The sequence below is a fragment of the Sphingomonas crocodyli genome, from assembly GCF_004005865.1.
Lineage (GTDB): Bacteria > Pseudomonadota > Alphaproteobacteria > Sphingomonadales > Sphingomonadaceae > Rhizorhabdus > Rhizorhabdus crocodyli.
The window spans coordinates 389499-404385 of sequence record NZ_SACN01000002.1 but is presented as its reverse complement, the minus strand read 5'-3'; the positions used below and the strand labels follow the sequence as shown (position 1 = coordinate 404385).

Here is a 14887-nt window from a genome sequence, read left to right as displayed (position 1 = left end):
AGATCTGGGGATGGGGTTCGACATGCAATTGCCCGATGCGGTGGACAGCCTTTCGGCGCTCGCGCACGCCAGTCGCCTCGCGGTCTATCGGCTACTCGTAAATGCGGGCGCGGACGGGATGGCGGCGGGGGAGATCGCCAAGGCGATCGACGTGCTGCCCAACACCCTGTCGAACCACCTGACGATCCTGGGCCATGCCGGGCTGGTGCAGTCGCGGCGCGACGGGCGGTCGATCATCTACTCGGCCGATTATGATCGGATGCGCGACCTTCTGGGCTTTCTGGTGTCGGATTGCTGCGGCGGGCACCCCGAAATCTGCGCGCCATTGGTGGCAATCGGCGAAAAGGCCGATTGCTGCGCATGAACCTGCCCCGCCGGATCATTGCCGAGTTCGTCGGCACGGCGATTCTGCTCGCGATCGTCGTGGGATCGGGGATGATGGGCGCGCGGCTGGCCGGCGCGAACGATGCCATCGCCTTGCTGGGCAACACGATCGCGACCGGCGCGGGGCTGATCGTGTTGATCTGGATATTCGCCCCCGTGTCGGGCGCGCACTTCAATCCGGTCTTGACGCTGGCGCGGTTGTGGCGACGCGAGACAAGCACGACCGAAGCCGCGGCCTATATCGGCGCGCAACTGGCCGGGGCGATATTCGGCGTGTGGATCGCGCATGCCATGTTCGCCGCGCCGATCTTCCAGATCGCGACCAAGGCACGCGATGGCGTCGCGCAGGGTTTCGCCGAATGCATCGCCACCTTCGGCCTGATCGGCACGATCCTGGCCGTCGAGCGCAACCGACCGGATGCGACCCCGATCGCGGTCGGCCTCTACATCGTCGCGGCTTACTGGTTCACCGCATCGACCAGCTTCGCCAATCCGGCGGTCACGATCGCGCGCAGCCTGTCCGACAGCTTCGCCGGGATCGCCCCGCATTCGGTGCCGATGTTCATCGCCGGGCAGGCCGCCGGCGCCATCGCCGCGATCCTGTTCTTCCCCTGGCTGCTGCATAAGGAGGTTGCCGCGTGACCGAGCCTTTCCCGATCACGATCTACCACAATCCCGACTGCGGCACCTCGCGCAACGCGCTCGCGATGATCGTGGCGGCGGGCTACCATCCGCGCGTGATCGACTATCGGGCGGCCGGATGGACCCGCCCCCTGCTCGAAGCCCTGCTCAACGCCCTGCACGCCACCCCGCGCGATCTGCTGCGCGAAAAGGGCACGCCCGCGGCCGAACTGGGCCTGCTCGATCCGGCGACGCCCGACGAGGCAATCCTGACCGCGATGATCGCGCACCCGATCCTGGTGAACCGCCCGATCGTGGTGACGCCGAAGGGCACGAAACTATGCCGCCCTTCCGAAGCCGTGCTCGACCTGCTCGATCGCCAGCCGCACAGCTTCACCAAGGAAGATGGCGAGGTCGTGCGCCTCTGACCTTTATTCGGCCGCGATCGACGCCTGATAGAAATCATGCGCGCTGTCGCGGTCGCTGCCCGCCGCGATCACATAATGTTCGGGCAGGACGTCGCGATGATCGAGATTGTCGCCCGTCCCCGGCGGCGTGCCGCCTTCGGCCATCGTCTGGAGCGCATCGAGCAGCAGCTTCTGCGTGCGGATGACGGCGAGATCGGCCGAGGACAGGTGATCGAGCGTGCGATCGACGATCGTGCCCATGCTCGCCTGCGTCACCATATCCTCCTGGATCAGATTGCCGGTGAAGCCGCTGAAATGGCCGTTGCGCATCGCTTCGCGATCCTGCCCGAAATTGTGATCGCGATCGCCGGTGAAGCGGCCGAAATCATGCTTGTCGAACGGCAATGTGCCCAGCATGTCGCGCAGCCCGACCGGCACCTCGCCATCCATCGGGATATCCACGCCCGGCGAACACATGCCCCAGATGAGCTTGTGGTTATGATCGTCGACCGGGGTAACGATGAACAGGATACCCGGCGCCTGTTCGCCGCCCGGCAGGAAACTGATGAACGGCATCAGATACTGGGTGGTGCGCACATAGGTGCTGCCGTCGGGAAGGTTACGATGCGCCTCGGCCGCGAAGCCATAGGGCTTGTTGCGGACATAATAGCGGGGGGCGAGCGCGGCGAGGCTGTAGCCGTTGGCCTGCGATCCCTTGGCCCGCTCGATCTTCATATAGCTTTCGTGGAGCGTACCGATATGCGCGCTATCCAGCGTCGCATCGACGCCCTGCAGCCAGTTGCAGTTGGCGTGCGTGATCGTCATCCAAACCTGGCTGTCGGGCAAAGTGGTAAAGGCCAGCTCGGGAAAGACGGGCGCCTCCCCCTCCCCCAGCCATGCCCACACGATGCCGCCGCCTTCGTGCAGCGGATATTTGTTCACTTTGACCGTGGCGGCGAACGCCTCCGGATTGTCGGCCTGCGTCGGCACGTCGATCACCTTGCCGGTCACGTCGATCTTCCATCCGTGGAAGATGCACTGGAGCGCGCAATTCTCATTGCGGCCGAGGACGAGCGAGACGCCGCGATGCGGGCAGCGTTCGTCGAACATCGCGATCCGCCCGTCGGTGGCGCGGAAGGCGACATAATCCTTGCCCAGCAGGCGGACGCGGATCGGATCGCCATCGGGCGTGATCTGCGACGACAGGAAAGCGGGGATCCAGTAGCGCCGCATCAGCCGGCCCATCGGGGCATCCCCCTCGACCCGCGTCAGCAGATCGTTCTGCTCCTTGGTGATCATCGCGCCTCTCCTGTTTTCGTTGGCGCGCAGGGTCCGCTCATTCGGCGAAAGCGGCAAAGGCTTTTATGGACGCACCGTCCGAAACCGCCGCCCCTGCGGAAAGCGGGCGGGCACGCTTGGAGGCGTCCGGACCCGCGCTTATCCTCATGCGGGGAGAGACAGGGATGACCGAAGGAGCGCGCAAGACGCGGCGGCGGCATGGCCCCGACGTCATTCAGCACATCCTGGAAGCCGCGCTGATCGAGTTCAGCGCGAACGGCTTCGTTGGCGCGCATATCGAGGCGATCGCGCGCGGCGCCGACGTCACCAAGCAGCTCGTCTATTATTATTTCGAGAGCAAGGCGGCGCTCTACGAAGCGGTGATGCAATATTCGATCACCGAAGGCTTCGCCGACATATTGGAGACCGACTTCGCCGCCCTGTTCCCGCGCGCGGCGGCCAAAACCTTCTTCGAACAATGTTTCGATTTCTACGCCCGCACCCCCGCGCTGATCACCTTGGCGCTCGATTACAATCTGCACGGCGAGAGCCGGCGCGACCTGCCCCGCGTGCGGCGCGAGGTGTATGGCGTCTATGAAGCCATCATGCGCCGCGCGATCGACGAGCGCCTGATACCCGCCGATACCGACATCGCCACCTGCTTCAAATTCGCGCTGATGGTGGTCGTGGGCAGCTTCATCGGAGGCGACAAGCCCTTCGGATACGGCGCACCCGAACAGGATCCGGTCGAACGCGCGCAGGCGCAGCGCGGCAAGGTGATCGATGCCGTCCTCGCCATCCTCGGCCTCAGGGTCTGGCCAGATGGACGTCACACTGATCGATTAGGCAACTCACCCTGATGAGAGGAGTTCGTTTCCCGACTCGCGGCGAACCGACCTAGCTTGCCGCATCACGATCAGAGAGGAGCCAGATCATGGACGCACCCACCAGCGGCAGCCCCCTTAGCGATCCTTCGAAGGAGCCCGCCGCGCTGCGCACCCTGCTGGGCCGCACCAATCGCGACTGGTGGCCCAACCAGCTGTCGATCGACATCCTTCATCAGAAGGGCGCCACCGGCAATCCGATGGGCGACGACTTCGATTATGCCGAAGCGTTCAAGTCGCTCGACCTCGCCGCCGTGAAGGCCGATCTGGCCGCGTTGATGACCGACAGCCAGCCGTGGTGGCCGGCCGATTACGGGCATTACGGCCCCTTCTTCATCCGCATGGCGTGGCACAGCGCGGGCACCTATCGCACCGGCGACGGGCGCGGCGGGGCGCGTTCGGGCACGCAGCGTTTCGCTCCACTCAATTCGTGGCCCGACAACGGCAATCTCGACAAGGCACGCCGCCTGCTCTGGCCGATCAAGCAGAAGTACGGCGCGGCGCTCAGCTGGGCCGACCTGATGATCCTGGCGGGCAATGTCGCGATCGAATCGATGGGTGGGCCGGTCTTCGGCTTCGGCGGCGGACGCGAGGACGTGTTCGAGCCGGAAAAGGACATCTACTGGGGTACCGAGGAGCAATGGGTCGGCGCGGGCGCCGAAACCCGCATCGACGAGGAGGCGGGCCGCGCGCTCGAAAACCCGCTCGCCGCGATCCAGATGGGGCTGATCTACGTCAATCCCGAAGGGCCGGGCGGCTGCCCGATGCCGCAGGCGTCCGCCCGCGATATGCGCGCCACCTTCTCACGCATGGCAATGAATGACGAGGAGACCGCGGCGCTCACCGCCGGCGGTCACACCTTCGGCAAGGCGCATGGCGCGGGTGATGCGAAGCTGGTCGGCGTTGAGCCCGAAGGCGGGGACATTGCGGCGCAGGGCTTCGGCTGGCTCTCGACCCACGAGAGCGGGATCGGCGATCATACGATCACGTCGGGCATCGAGGGATCGTGGACCCCGACGCCGATCACCTGGGACATGAGCTTCTTCGACATGCTGCTCGACCACGAATATGAGCTGGTGAAGAGCCCGGCGGGCGCGCACCAGTGGCAGCCGGTCGGCAATCCCGAAGACACGCAGGCGCCGGCCGCGCACACGGCGGGCAAGCGCGTGCCGACGATGATGACCACCGCCGACATGGCGCTGAAGGTCGATCCCGAATATCGCAAGATCATGGAGCGGTTCCGCGCCGATCCCGCCTATTTCGCCGACGCCTTCGCGCGCGCCTGGTTCAAGCTGACGCATCGCGACATGGGGCCGAAGCCGCTCTATCTCGGCCCGGACGTGCCGGCCGAAGACCTGATCTGGCAGGATCCGGTTCCGGTGGGCGTCACGCTCAGCGACGCCGATGTCGCCACCCTTAAGGACAAAATCGCCGCGTCGGGGCTTTCGGTGGCGCAGCTCGTCAAGACCGCCTGGGCCTCTGCCTCCACCTTCCGGGGTTCGGACAATCGCGGCGGCGCCAATGGCGCGCGCATCCGCCTGGCCCCGCAGAAGGACTGGGCGGTCAACGAGCCCGCAGAACTCTCCAAGGTGCTCGCGATCTATGAGGGCATCCAAAAGGATTTCGGCAAGGTCAGCATCGCCGACCTGATCGTCCTCGGCGGATCGCTGGGCATCGAACAGGCGGCCAAGGCGGCAGGCCATAGCGTCAGCGTGCCGTTCGCCAGCGGGCGTGGCGATGCAACGCAGGAATGGACCGACGTCGAAAGCTTCGAACCGCTCGAGCCGCGCGCCGACGGCTTCCGCAATTACCTCTCGGTGCCGTTCAACGTGCCGACCGAAGAATTGCTGGTCGATCGCGCCCAACTGCTCGGCCTGTCGGCGCCCGAAATGACCGTGCTGGTCGGCGGGCTGCGCGTGATCGGGGGCAACCATGACGGCAGCGCGCATGGCGTGCTGACCGATCGGCCGGGGCAGTTGACCAACGACTTCTTCGTCAACCTGCTCGACATGAAGACGGCGTGGAAGGAAGTCGATGATCGCGGCGACGAGGTCTTCGTCGGCACCGATCGCGTGTCGGGCGAGGAACGCTGGACGGGCACGCGCACCGATCTGGTGTTCGGATCCAACTCGCAGCTTCGCGCGATCGCGGAGGTCTATGCGGGCGCCGATGCGGGCGCGAAATTCGTGAAGGACTTCGTGGCCGCGTGGGTAAAGGTGATGAACGCCGACCGCTTCGATCTGACGGCCTGATCCCTATGAGTGTTGGAAAGTTTCCTATGGGAAACTTTCCAACACTCATAACCTAACGCACCCGGATCTTCGGCGCGGTCGCCCCGCGCGACATCGTGTCGAGAAAACCTTCCAGCGGCGCGGGTTCGGCGACCGGCGAACCATCGTCGCCCGCGCGCGCCCAGAACTCCTTCCAGCTCGGGAAATAATCGTGATAGCCGCCGGAATAGGCGTCCTGATCGGGCCAGCGCATCTTGTTGTCGCCGATCGGCGGCTTGTTGAGATCGGTGGCGTACCAGTAGAGCGGAAGGCGGCGGCGGAAATACCAGCGGCCATCGATCCGGTCGTACTTGTCGACATACATCATCTGCATGATGACCCATTCGTCGCCGGTCTCATGCTCGTTTTTCGAATAGACGACGCCCTTGGCATGATCGGGATCGTCAAACTCGATGATGTGCCCGCCAATATGGTGCGAGGTGCCGGTGAACTGGAGCCGCATCGTATCGTCGAACCAGGCGCGCATCGCCGCGCGGCCGACCTGCCCGGCGCCGACCTTCACATCTTCGGGGAACAGACCGACCCAGGCGTTCGCGTCGCGCATGTCGAGCGCGAGGCTGTATTTGGCGGCAAGCTGGCGGATCGCGTCGATCGATTCCAGCCGATCGATCCGGGCGAGCAATTCTTCGGACATCTCTTCCTCCCTTATCCGCCCGTACGCAGGCCCGCACCGCCATCGACCGTCCAGCACTGGCCGGTGATCCAGCTGGCATCGTCGCTCGCAAGGTAATGGACCGCCTTGGCGATATCGAACGGCTTGCCGGTGCGCGCGAGCGGGATCTTCGCCGCGGCCGACGCCGCGAAGCCGTCGCGCGCGAAGGCGTGCGCCATGCCGTCGGTCTCGGTCGTGCCGGGGCGGACCGCGTTGAAGCGGATGCCGCGCGGGCTGAGTTCGATCGCCGCGCTGCGCGTGAAATGGTCGAGCCCCGCCTTCACCGTGCAATAGCTGACGAGGTTGGGGAGCGGGGTCACGGCGGCGGCCGAGGAGATGAACACGAAACTGCTGCCCGTCTGCATCCGCGGCGTCGCGAGCTTCACCAGCAGGAAGGCGCTGCCGACGTTGAGCGCATAATCACTCATGAACTTGTCGTAGGGCAGATCGAGGATCGCACCGAAGCCCGATCCGCCGCCGACCGTGCCGACCACGATATCGAGCCCGCCGCCATGCGCGATCGCGGCATCGATCGCCACTTGCACATCGGCCTCCGACGTAGCGTCGCCCGCAATGGTCGCGATCCGCGCTCCGGGCACCTTGGATGAGAGCAGGTCGCGGGCAGCGTCGAGCTTGGCGGGATCATTGTCGGCGAGCGTGACCGCCACGCCATCCGCCAGCAGCAGTTCGGCGATCGCCTTGCCGAAGCCGCCCCCTCCGCCGGTCACCAGCGCCGACTTGCCCTGCATCGCCCTCTCCCTCTTGTCGTTCTACTCCCGTGCCGCGCGCAGTGCCGCGCCCGCACCGAAGGGTGCGACCGCGAGTAGCAGGAGAGAGGTGGCGGCGAGGAGCTTGATCGCGCCCATTCCGTCACCACCGAAACTGCCCGCACCGAAGATGAGCAGCGGCACCGCGAGCGGGAGCATCAGCAACCCCGCCAGCGCCCCCGCCCCGCGCAACCCGAGAGTGAGCGCACTCGTCAGCAGGCCGAGCGCCGCGAGCGCGGGCGTGCCGATCGCAAGCCCCGCCTCCAGCAACGCGAGCGTCGGCCCGTCGAGGCGCAGGAGGGCCGCGGCAGGAAGCGCTGCGATCATCAGGGGCGGACCGAAGCCGAGCCAATGCGCGATGATCTTGGCGGCAGCCACGCCCTCATCCGACAGCCCACGCACGCAATATTGGTCGAGCACCCCGCCCTCGGCATCGGGCGCGAGCAGGCGATCGACGGGCAGGAGGGCGGCGAGCAAGGCCGCCATCCACAACGCCCCGCCGCCGATCTTGGCGAGCAGCACCCCATCCGGCCCGACCGCGAAGGGAAAGAGCGTCGCGACCAGCAGGAAGAAGACGACCGGCAGCACCGCGCCGCCCCCCGAATAGTGGGCGCGCAGATCGCGCAGGACAATGGCGGTCCACGCGCTCATGCGGCGGCGCTCAACACGATGGGCATCGCATCGTCCAGGCCGAGCGGCTGGTGTGTCGCGGCCAGGATGATGCCGCCCGCCTTGCGATGATCGGCCATCGCCTGCGCAAGCCGATCGAGCGAGGCGGTGTCGAGCCCGTTGCCCGGTTCGTCGAGCAGCCAGACCGGCGCATTGCCCGCGATCACCCGCGCCAGCACCGCGCGCTTGCGCTGCCCGGTCGACAGCATACGGACGGGCACCGGCGCCAGATTGGCGATCCCCATCGCATCCAGCGCGTGGGCGACATCGCCTTGCCCCGCCCCGTCGAGCTTCGCCCAGAAACCGAGCGCATCGCCCAGCGGCATGCGCGCATCGAGCGCCGCCGTCTCGGCCGCCAGCGCGATCCGGCCGGTGCGCTCGACCGTGCCGATGGCGGGCGGCAACAGGCCCGCGGCGATGCGCAGCAGGCTCGATTTGCCGACGCCATTGGGGCCGGTGAGCAAAGCCGCCTGCCCTGCGGTCAGCGCAAAGCTCAGCCCCTCGAACAGGAGGCGGTCACCGCGCAGGCAGGATACCTTGTCAAAGGCCAGCCGCGCCTCAATCAACCGCCATTTCCTCCAGCGCGTGCATGTCGGCATCGCTCAGCCCGAAATGGTGGCCGATCTCGTGGATCACGACATGCGCGACCAGCGCCTCGATGCTGACCCCGGTTTCGACCCATTCGTCGAGTATCGCGCGGCGATAGAGGTGAATCATGTCGGGCAGCGCGCCCGACAGGTCGACCGATTTCTCCCCGATCGGCCGGCCGGTGTAGAGGCCGGTCAGTTCGAACGGATTCTCGATCCCCATTTCGGCCAGCGTCTCGTCATCGGCGAAATCCTCGATCCGCAGCACGACATCGCCGATATGCGCCGCGAATTCGGCGGGCAGTTTGGCGATGGTCGCGCGCGCAATCGCTTCCAGCCGGTCGGCATCGGGCGCAAATGTTTGACCTTCGCTCATCGTCCGCGACATAGAGGCCACGAAACAAAACCGCCAGCCGGAGACCTGAATATGGCGATCGAAGCCCTGAGCGATGCCGAACGCGCCGATGCGCTCGATGCCTTTTCGGACTGGGACTATGAAGAGGGGCGCGATGCGATCAAGCGCACCTTCACGTTCAAGGATTTCTCCGAAGCCTTCGCCTTCATGACGCGCGTGGCGCTGCTGGCGGAGAAGGCCGATCATCATCCCGAATGGTCGAACGTGTGGAACCGGGTCGAAATCCTGCTGACCACGCATGATGCAGGCGGGCTTTCGTCGCGCGACGTGGCGATGGCCGAGGCGATCGAGGCTCTGCTCGACTAACGCCGGCTCCATTCGGCCAAGTAGAGGCCGATCCCGAACTTGCTGCGCGTCGCGGTCCAGCGCGGATCGCGCGCGAACAGCGGCTCGACATCCTTATTGTCGCGCTTGACCGTCGCGAATGGACGGTCGGCGACGAAGGCGGCTGCCTGTGTGGGGAGGATGTTGCGCGCGCCGGACAGGCCACGGAACCAGTCGCGCTGCACCGTCGGATCGACCGTGACGATGGTCAGCGGGCAGGCCGCCCCGCAATAATAATCGACCGCGAGCGCGACGCTTTCGTCCTGCACCAGCACCGGCCGTTCAGGGTGGGCACGCAGGGCGACAGCGAGGTCGTCGAACCGCTCAGCCTCGCGATCGGGCAACCACGCCAGATGCTGCACGATCGACGCCGTCACCAGCAGCACCAGCGCAGACAGGCGCCAGCGCGGGTTCGGCAGGCTGGCGATCGCGATGCCCAGCCCCAGCGTCAGTAATAGGCCCGGCCAGAAGATCGCGCGCGGGCTATAGACCGGAACCTTCAGGCTGATCGCATAGAGGATCGCGGGTACGGCCACCGCTCCGCCGATCAGCATCAGGATGCGCCCGCGCCGCCGCCCCTGCCACAGCGCATAGGCAAAGGTCACGGCGATCACGGCCATCGCCACGCGCCCGGCGACGCCATAATCGACCGGCACCCACGTCTCGCGCATGTCCCAATAGACGTCGGACAAGGGCGGTGCGGTCATCCAGGTGATGTTCGATCCGCCGCCGCCCAGCTGCTGCCAGGTGATCCAGCCCCACCAGGCCCAGAGCAAAACGACGACCGCGTTAGTGACGATCCACGGCAGGAGAAGCGCGCGCTTCGCATCCCACCGCATCGCGATCGCGCCGAAGACGGCGACGTTGGCGAGCATCACGAACAGCACCAGCATCGTGTGGCTGTAGAGCGCGATCAGCGCGCCGATCGCATAACGCGCGAGTGCAGGCCAGACCGGCATATCGCGCGTACGCAACAGATCGATCAGGCCATGAACCGCGATCAGCACGCCCAGCGCGGCGAGGATATAGGCGCGCGCCAGCTGGCTCATCAGGATATGTTCGGGCGACACCGCCATCAGCACGGCAACGCTGAGCCCCACCCAGACGCCGCCAAGCCTGCGTCCCGCGCCATAACCAACGACGATGGTGGCCAGCCCGATGACGGCAGGCAGCGCCCGCACCGCCACGTCGCTCGATCCGAAGATGCGGATCCAGACATGGAGCAAGGTGTAGAATAACGGCGGATTGGTCTCGCGCACCATCCAGCCGCTCCACAGATTGGACAGCGGCTGGCGCGCGAAGACCGTCGACGCGATCTCGTCGAAGCTCAGCGCATAATCGATCGAACCGAAGCGCAGCCCCGCCGCAACGAGCAGGAGGAGGATGAGCGCGATGCGGCCGTTGCGGATCGCAGCGTCGCTGTCCCTCATGCGGCGGCCTTGCGGCGACGTTTTTCGCGGCGGCCCCAGATCAGGCTGCTCGCCGCGCCGAAGTTGAACACCGCGCCCATGATCGCGCCGGCGATCCCCGCGATCGACCAGTTGTCGGTCTGCTGGATCGCCAGTTCGGCCACCCCGACATTGGCGAGCGCCCCGATCGAACAGACGATGGCGAAGGCGAAGGCGCCGAACACCGCGTTGATGCCGGTCAGGCGCTTGTCGCGATAGGTAAACTCATTGTTCAAGACATAGTTGAACAGCATTGCCCCGCCGATCGCCGACGCCTGCGCCGCGAGGAAGCTGAAGCCGATCGCCCCCAGCCCATTGAGGATGACGAGGTGGACGCCAAGGCCCAGCCCACCGACGATACAGAACAAGACGAAGCGCGGCGGGATCAGCCCGCGCGACAATTTCTCGATCAGCAGGAACAGGAATTCGGCGAAGACCATCGGCCCGATCTTGCTCTGGCCCTCACGCCGCCCCCGGAAGGTATAGGGCACTTCGGCGATGCGCAGCCGGCGCGGCGAGGAACTGATAATGTCGAGCAGGATCTTGTAGCCCTGCAACGACAGATCATAGACCGAGGAAGCGAGCACCGCGCGGCGAACCATGAAGAAGCCGCTCATCGGATCGGTGGTCGCATCGCCGATCAGGATGCGGCCCATGCGGGTCGCGACATCGCTGATCGCCGCGCGGGTCGGATCCCAATCCCCCACCCCGCCGCCGCTGCCATAGCGGGTCGCGACGACCAGATCGGCCTTCTGATCGATCATCGCGCGATACATCAGCGGCAGGCGCGTTTCGTCATGCTGGAAATCGGCATCCATCACCGCGACGACATCACCATTCGCCGCCAGCGCGCCTTCGATCACGGCCGAGGCAAGCCCGCGTCGCCCGACGCGGCGGATGCAGCGGACATGGGGATGCGTGCGCGCGACGGCCGCGACGACATCGAACGTATGATCGGGGCTGTCGTCGTCGACGACGATCATCTCCCACGCAATCGTGCCCAGCGCGGCGCCCACCGCATCGACCAGCGGGGCGATGTTCGCCGCCTCGTTGAACGTGGGGATGATGATCGAGAGAAGCGGGGCGTGATCGTCGGCGTCTGGCGTGGTCATGCGCGGCTCCCCTGCCGCGCGAAATTAGAGGCGGGCGTGCCCCCCGCGCAACCCGTCAGTTCACCGCAGGCGAATTGCCCCCGTCGACACGGAAATTGGCGCCGTTGATGAAATCGCCCAGCGGGCTCGCGACCAATGCGATCACGTTACCGATATCCTCGGGCATGCCCATGCGATCGACCGTCTGGTGGACGGCATTGTCGAGCACCCACGCCATGCTCTTCGCCCGATCGCCCGGCCATCCGCGCGCCTCGGCGATGCCATCGAGCCAAGCGTCGACGGCGGGTGTCTGGATCATGCCGGGGCTGATCGTGTTGACGGTAACGCCCGTGCGCGACAGCGCCTTGGAGAGACTCACCGTCATGTTGATCATCGCCGCCTTCGACGCGGCATATTGGGGTGAGTTGGCGCTGGGCGACGTGCCGGCCGCACTCGCCACCTGGATGATCCGCCCCCAGCCGCGCTCTTTCATTCCCGGCACCAGGCGACGGATCAGGCGCGCGGCCGCGACCGTGTTCATCTGATAGGTATCGGCCCAGTCGGCGCCCTCGGCCTGCAGCCAGTCCGCCACGCCATTGTCGCTTGATCGGCCGCCCGCATTGTTGACGAGGATATCGATCCCCCCAAATGCCGCCAGCGCTGCATCGGCGACGGCATCGCCCCCGGCATCGGTCGCAAGATCGCCGCACGCAATCGCGGCCTTCCCGCCAGCGGCGCGGATCCGCTCCGCGGTCGCCTCGGCGCGGCCCGTATCGCGTCCATGAACGACCACGGCGGCACCTTCGCGTGCCAGGATTTCGGCGACCCCGGCGCCGATCCCCCCGCTCGATCCAGTAACGAGCGCTCGCTTGCCGGCCAGCCTCAGATCCATCGTCGCTCTCCTGTCTTTCGGAGCAGAAGCCGACCGATATGCCCCTCGGTCAACCGCGCTTTCCCACCGTGCCGACCATTCGGAAACCAATTTCCAATTGCCTTTCGGAAATAGGGTCCGTATTTCGCGACTCATGCAAGAGGGTGGATCAGAAGCGCGTGGACAGGCGCGGCGTTCGGTGGGGCGTCCGCGCTCGCTGACGCTGCGGCAGGTGATCGAGGCGGGCAAGGAACTCGGCCTCGAACAGCTGAGCATCAGCGCGGTCGCCATGCGGCTCGGCGTCGGCGTCGGCACGATCTACACCTATGTCGAGAATAAGGACGAGCTTTACAGCCTCGTCGCGGTCGCACTGTCCGAACGGCCCGCAATCCAGGAACAGGGGCAGCACTGGGCCGACATCATTCGCGCCAATGCCGCGCATGATTATGAACTGCTGGCCAGCGAACCCGAATTGCTGCGGCTGGTCGTATCCGGCGCGGTCGGCCCCGAAGAAGGGCTGTACGCGCTCGAAACCGTCGTCGCCCTGCTCGTCGCGCGCGGCTTCACCCCCGAAAAGGCGTTCGAACTGTGCCGCGAAAGCGGGCGGATCGCGGTCGGCACCGCCGTGTCCGGCGCGATGGCGCGCGCATGGGAACGGCAGGGTGAAACCCGCCGCGTCAAGGTCACGCGCGCCCTGCTCGAAGCGCCGGAGGATCGCTTTCCTACGCTGCGCGCACTCGGCCCCGTGCTGACCGACGACGAACGCTATTGCGATTATCGCCCGCTGCTCGAGCGGCTGCTGACCCAGCTCGCGGCCGAACGCGGCGAGGCGCTGCCACCCCCTTCAACACCGATCTAGATTTCTGGGAGAGAGATCCATGAACGAGATGACGACCATCGAGAAAAAGGACACCGGCAATTACGAAGGCGGCATGACCGCCGAACAGGCCGCTTACATGCGCATGGGCATGGAGCCGGTCGCTGGCAGCGTGCCGATGTCGACGTCCAAATATCTCAACAGCCCGCTCTACGTGCACGCCTTCACGACGATGAGCCTGCGCCGCATGGGCCACGATCTGCCGACGACCTACGACATCCCGAACATGTCGCGCGCGCTGGCCGACACCGCCGATCTGCAGGAAGGCACCCGCCTGATCGCCGAGGAGCGTGAGAAGAACCCCGAATTCGCCGCCTGGCTCGACGCGCGCAAGCCGGTCAATCTCAGCCTCGATCGGGTGAAGGATTGCGCGCCCGGCACGCTGGGCGCCGCGCTGCGCGAGTTCCTGGGCAAGGGTTACAAGGCCGACTTCGTCCACAATTACGAGCCGAAGAGCGACCTCGACTATCTGATGAAGCGGATCGGCCATACGCACGATCTGCAGCACCTGCTGACCGGTTTCGGCCCGAACCACGGCGGCGAACACGCGCTCGCCTATATGAACATCGCGTCGACCTACAAGCATTTCACGCCCGAGTTTGCGAGCTTCCTCACGATGGCGAACAAGTTCGTCAGCGTGGCCCTGCTCACCCGCGTTGGCCTGCATTATCCGCAGGCGATGAACATCATCCTGGAGGCGACCCGCTGGGGCATCGAAGCCGGGCAGAACCTCAAGACCCTGCTCTTCATGGTCGATTATGACAGCTATTATGACTGGCAGATGGAAGACATCGTGAAGGATCTCGGCATCACCTTCGGCCCCGCCGAAGGCTGGGATTATACCGAGGATCTCTGCAAGGGCTGAGGCCCGTCACCAAAGCGTAGGGCGATCCGGTTCGGCATCGGAACTGGATCGCTCCTTCGACCGGGCCTATGTCGCGGCCATGCGTCACGCCCTGACCTCCTTCGCCTTTGCGGCGATCATGCCGCTTCATCCTGCGGCCGCGACCATCGTTTCGAAGGCCGACATAGCGGGAAGTTGGGAGGAGGATCCCGGCACCTGCCACGGCGGCAGTCACGTCGTCTTTAGCGATGACGGCAGTCTCCACGGCTATGACTTCGAAGGCCGATGGAGCCTGAAGGGCGATCGGCTGACGACAATCGTCGTAGCACGCATGATAGGTCCCGAAGAACGGATCGAACGCGTGAGCCCGCCGGAAACGAAAACGACCGTCATCGTCTCCGCATCACCCGGCCGACGGGGCGAGCGGTCATCCGACGGGTCGCTGCACCACTTTCATCGCTGCCCCTGATCGCGCAT

At 65.8% G+C, this 14887-nt stretch carries 18 protein-coding genes; 9 read left to right on the top strand and 9 right to left on the bottom strand.

Going from position 1 to position 14887, the window contains the following annotated elements:
• Nucleotides 1-10 precede the first annotated feature (10 nt).
• The 3 genes from EOD43_RS16520 to EOD43_RS16510 all read left to right on the top strand — a co-directional run bounded on the left by EOD43_RS16520 (nucleotide 11) and on the right by EOD43_RS16510 (nucleotide 1433).
• Nucleotides 11-364, top strand: a complete 354-nt coding sequence (locus EOD43_RS16520; RefSeq protein WP_240653273.1) for an ArsR/SmtB family transcription factor — start codon at nucleotides 11-13, stop codon at nucleotides 362-364.
• Nucleotides 361-1026, top strand: a complete 666-nt coding sequence (locus EOD43_RS16515) for an aquaporin (RefSeq protein WP_164857282.1) — start codon at nucleotides 361-363, stop codon at nucleotides 1024-1026. Before EOD43_RS16520 ends, EOD43_RS16515 begins: the two co-directional genes overlap by 4 nt.
• A gap of 65 nt (nucleotides 1027-1091) precedes the next feature.
• Nucleotides 1092-1433 carry an ArsC/Spx/MgsR family protein gene (locus EOD43_RS16510; RefSeq protein ID WP_240653313.1) on the top strand — a complete coding sequence of 114 codons (342 nt, stop codon included), beginning with the start codon at nucleotides 1092-1094 and terminating at the stop codon, nucleotides 1431-1433.
• Nucleotides 1434-1436: 3 nt separating this feature from the next.
• Here the strand turns inward: EOD43_RS16510 and EOD43_RS16505 are convergent, their stop codons facing one another.
• Nucleotides 1437-2711: a Rieske 2Fe-2S domain-containing protein gene (locus tag EOD43_RS16505; protein WP_127745129.1), complete on the bottom strand. Its 1275-nt coding sequence runs from the start codon at nucleotides 2709-2711 to the stop codon at nucleotides 1437-1439.
• A 164-nt stretch (nucleotides 2712-2875) separates the two neighbouring features.
• Here EOD43_RS16505 and EOD43_RS16500 point away from each other — a divergent pair, with 164 nt between their 5' ends.
• Both EOD43_RS16500 and katG read left to right on the top strand, forming a co-directional pair.
• Entirely contained in the window at nucleotides 2876-3550 is a 675-nt protein-coding gene (locus EOD43_RS16500; protein ID WP_164857281.1) for a TetR/AcrR family transcriptional regulator, read from the top strand.
• A 74-nt stretch (nucleotides 3551-3624) separates the two neighbouring features.
• A complete protein-coding gene (katG, locus tag EOD43_RS16495) occupies nucleotides 3625-5826 on the top strand; it encodes a catalase/peroxidase HPI (RefSeq protein WP_127745127.1) in 2202 nt (733 codons plus the stop codon).
• Nucleotides 5827-5878: 52 nt separating this feature from the next.
• Here katG and EOD43_RS16490 read toward each other — a convergent pair whose 3' ends face one another.
• From EOD43_RS16490 to EOD43_RS16470, 5 genes are read right to left on the bottom strand one after another with little or no spacing between them, the layout of a single operon-like run.
• A complete protein-coding gene (locus EOD43_RS16490) occupies nucleotides 5879-6499 on the bottom strand; it encodes a nuclear transport factor 2 family protein (RefSeq protein WP_127745126.1) in 621 nt (206 codons plus the stop codon).
• 11 nt (nucleotides 6500-6510) lie between these two features.
• Complete coding sequence (locus EOD43_RS16485) at nucleotides 6511-7266, bottom strand: SDR family NAD(P)-dependent oxidoreductase (RefSeq protein ID WP_127745125.1); 756 nt, start codon at nucleotides 7264-7266, stop codon at nucleotides 6511-6513.
• 21 nt (nucleotides 7267-7287) lie between these two features.
• Nucleotides 7288-7935 (bottom strand): heme exporter protein CcmB, encoded by a 648-nt coding sequence (locus EOD43_RS16480; protein WP_127745124.1) that lies wholly within the window; start codon nucleotides 7933-7935, stop codon nucleotides 7288-7290.
• On the bottom strand, nucleotides 7932-8516 hold the full coding sequence (ccmA, locus tag EOD43_RS16475; protein ID WP_127745356.1) for a heme ABC exporter ATP-binding protein CcmA: 585 nt from the start codon (nucleotides 8514-8516) through the stop codon (nucleotides 7932-7934). Before ccmA ends, EOD43_RS16480 begins: the two co-directional genes overlap by 4 nt.
• Nucleotides 8512-8916, bottom strand: a complete 405-nt coding sequence (locus EOD43_RS16470; protein WP_127745123.1) for a metallopeptidase family protein — start codon at nucleotides 8914-8916, stop codon at nucleotides 8512-8514. Before EOD43_RS16470 ends, ccmA begins: the two co-directional genes overlap by 5 nt.
• A gap of 51 nt (nucleotides 8917-8967) precedes the next feature.
• Here EOD43_RS16470 and EOD43_RS16465 point away from each other — a divergent pair, with 51 nt between their 5' ends.
• A complete protein-coding gene (locus EOD43_RS16465) occupies nucleotides 8968-9261 on the top strand; it encodes a 4a-hydroxytetrahydrobiopterin dehydratase (RefSeq protein WP_127745122.1) in 294 nt (97 codons plus the stop codon).
• Here the strand turns inward: EOD43_RS16465 and EOD43_RS16460 are convergent.
• The 3 genes from EOD43_RS16460 to EOD43_RS16450 are packed head-to-tail and all read right to left on the bottom strand — an operon-like array spanning nucleotide 9258 to nucleotide 12710.
• Complete coding sequence (locus tag EOD43_RS16460) at nucleotides 9258-10709, bottom strand: glycosyltransferase family 39 protein (RefSeq protein WP_127745121.1); 1452 nt, start codon at nucleotides 10707-10709, stop codon at nucleotides 9258-9260. The two genes, EOD43_RS16465 and EOD43_RS16460, sit on opposite strands and share 4 nt — an antisense overlap.
• Complete coding sequence (locus EOD43_RS16455; protein ID WP_127745120.1) at nucleotides 10706-11839, bottom strand: glycosyltransferase family 2 protein; 1134 nt, start codon at nucleotides 11837-11839, stop codon at nucleotides 10706-10708. The genes EOD43_RS16460 and EOD43_RS16455 overlap by 4 nt, the downstream gene beginning before the upstream one ends.
• Before the next feature lie 55 nt (nucleotides 11840-11894).
• Entirely contained in the window at nucleotides 11895-12710 is an 816-nt protein-coding gene (locus EOD43_RS16450; RefSeq protein ID WP_127745119.1) for an SDR family NAD(P)-dependent oxidoreductase, read from the bottom strand.
• A 178-nt stretch (nucleotides 12711-12888) separates the two neighbouring features.
• Here EOD43_RS16450 and EOD43_RS16445 point away from each other — a divergent pair, with 178 nt between their 5' ends.
• From EOD43_RS16445 to EOD43_RS16435, 3 genes are all read left to right on the top strand, one after another.
• A complete protein-coding gene (locus EOD43_RS16445) occupies nucleotides 12889-13548 on the top strand; it encodes a TetR/AcrR family transcriptional regulator (protein WP_164857280.1) in 660 nt (219 codons plus the stop codon).
• A gap of 19 nt (nucleotides 13549-13567) precedes the next feature.
• The gene (locus EOD43_RS16440) at nucleotides 13568-14431 is read left to right on the top strand and encodes a Coq4 family protein (protein ID WP_127745117.1); all 864 of its coding nucleotides are present in this window, start codon (nucleotides 13568-13570) and stop codon (nucleotides 14429-14431) included.
• A 79-nt stretch (nucleotides 14432-14510) separates the two neighbouring features.
• The gene (locus EOD43_RS16435; RefSeq protein WP_127745116.1) at nucleotides 14511-14879 is read left to right on the top strand and encodes a hypothetical protein; all 369 of its coding nucleotides are present in this window, start codon (nucleotides 14511-14513) and stop codon (nucleotides 14877-14879) included.
• Nucleotides 14880-14887 lie beyond the last annotated feature (8 nt).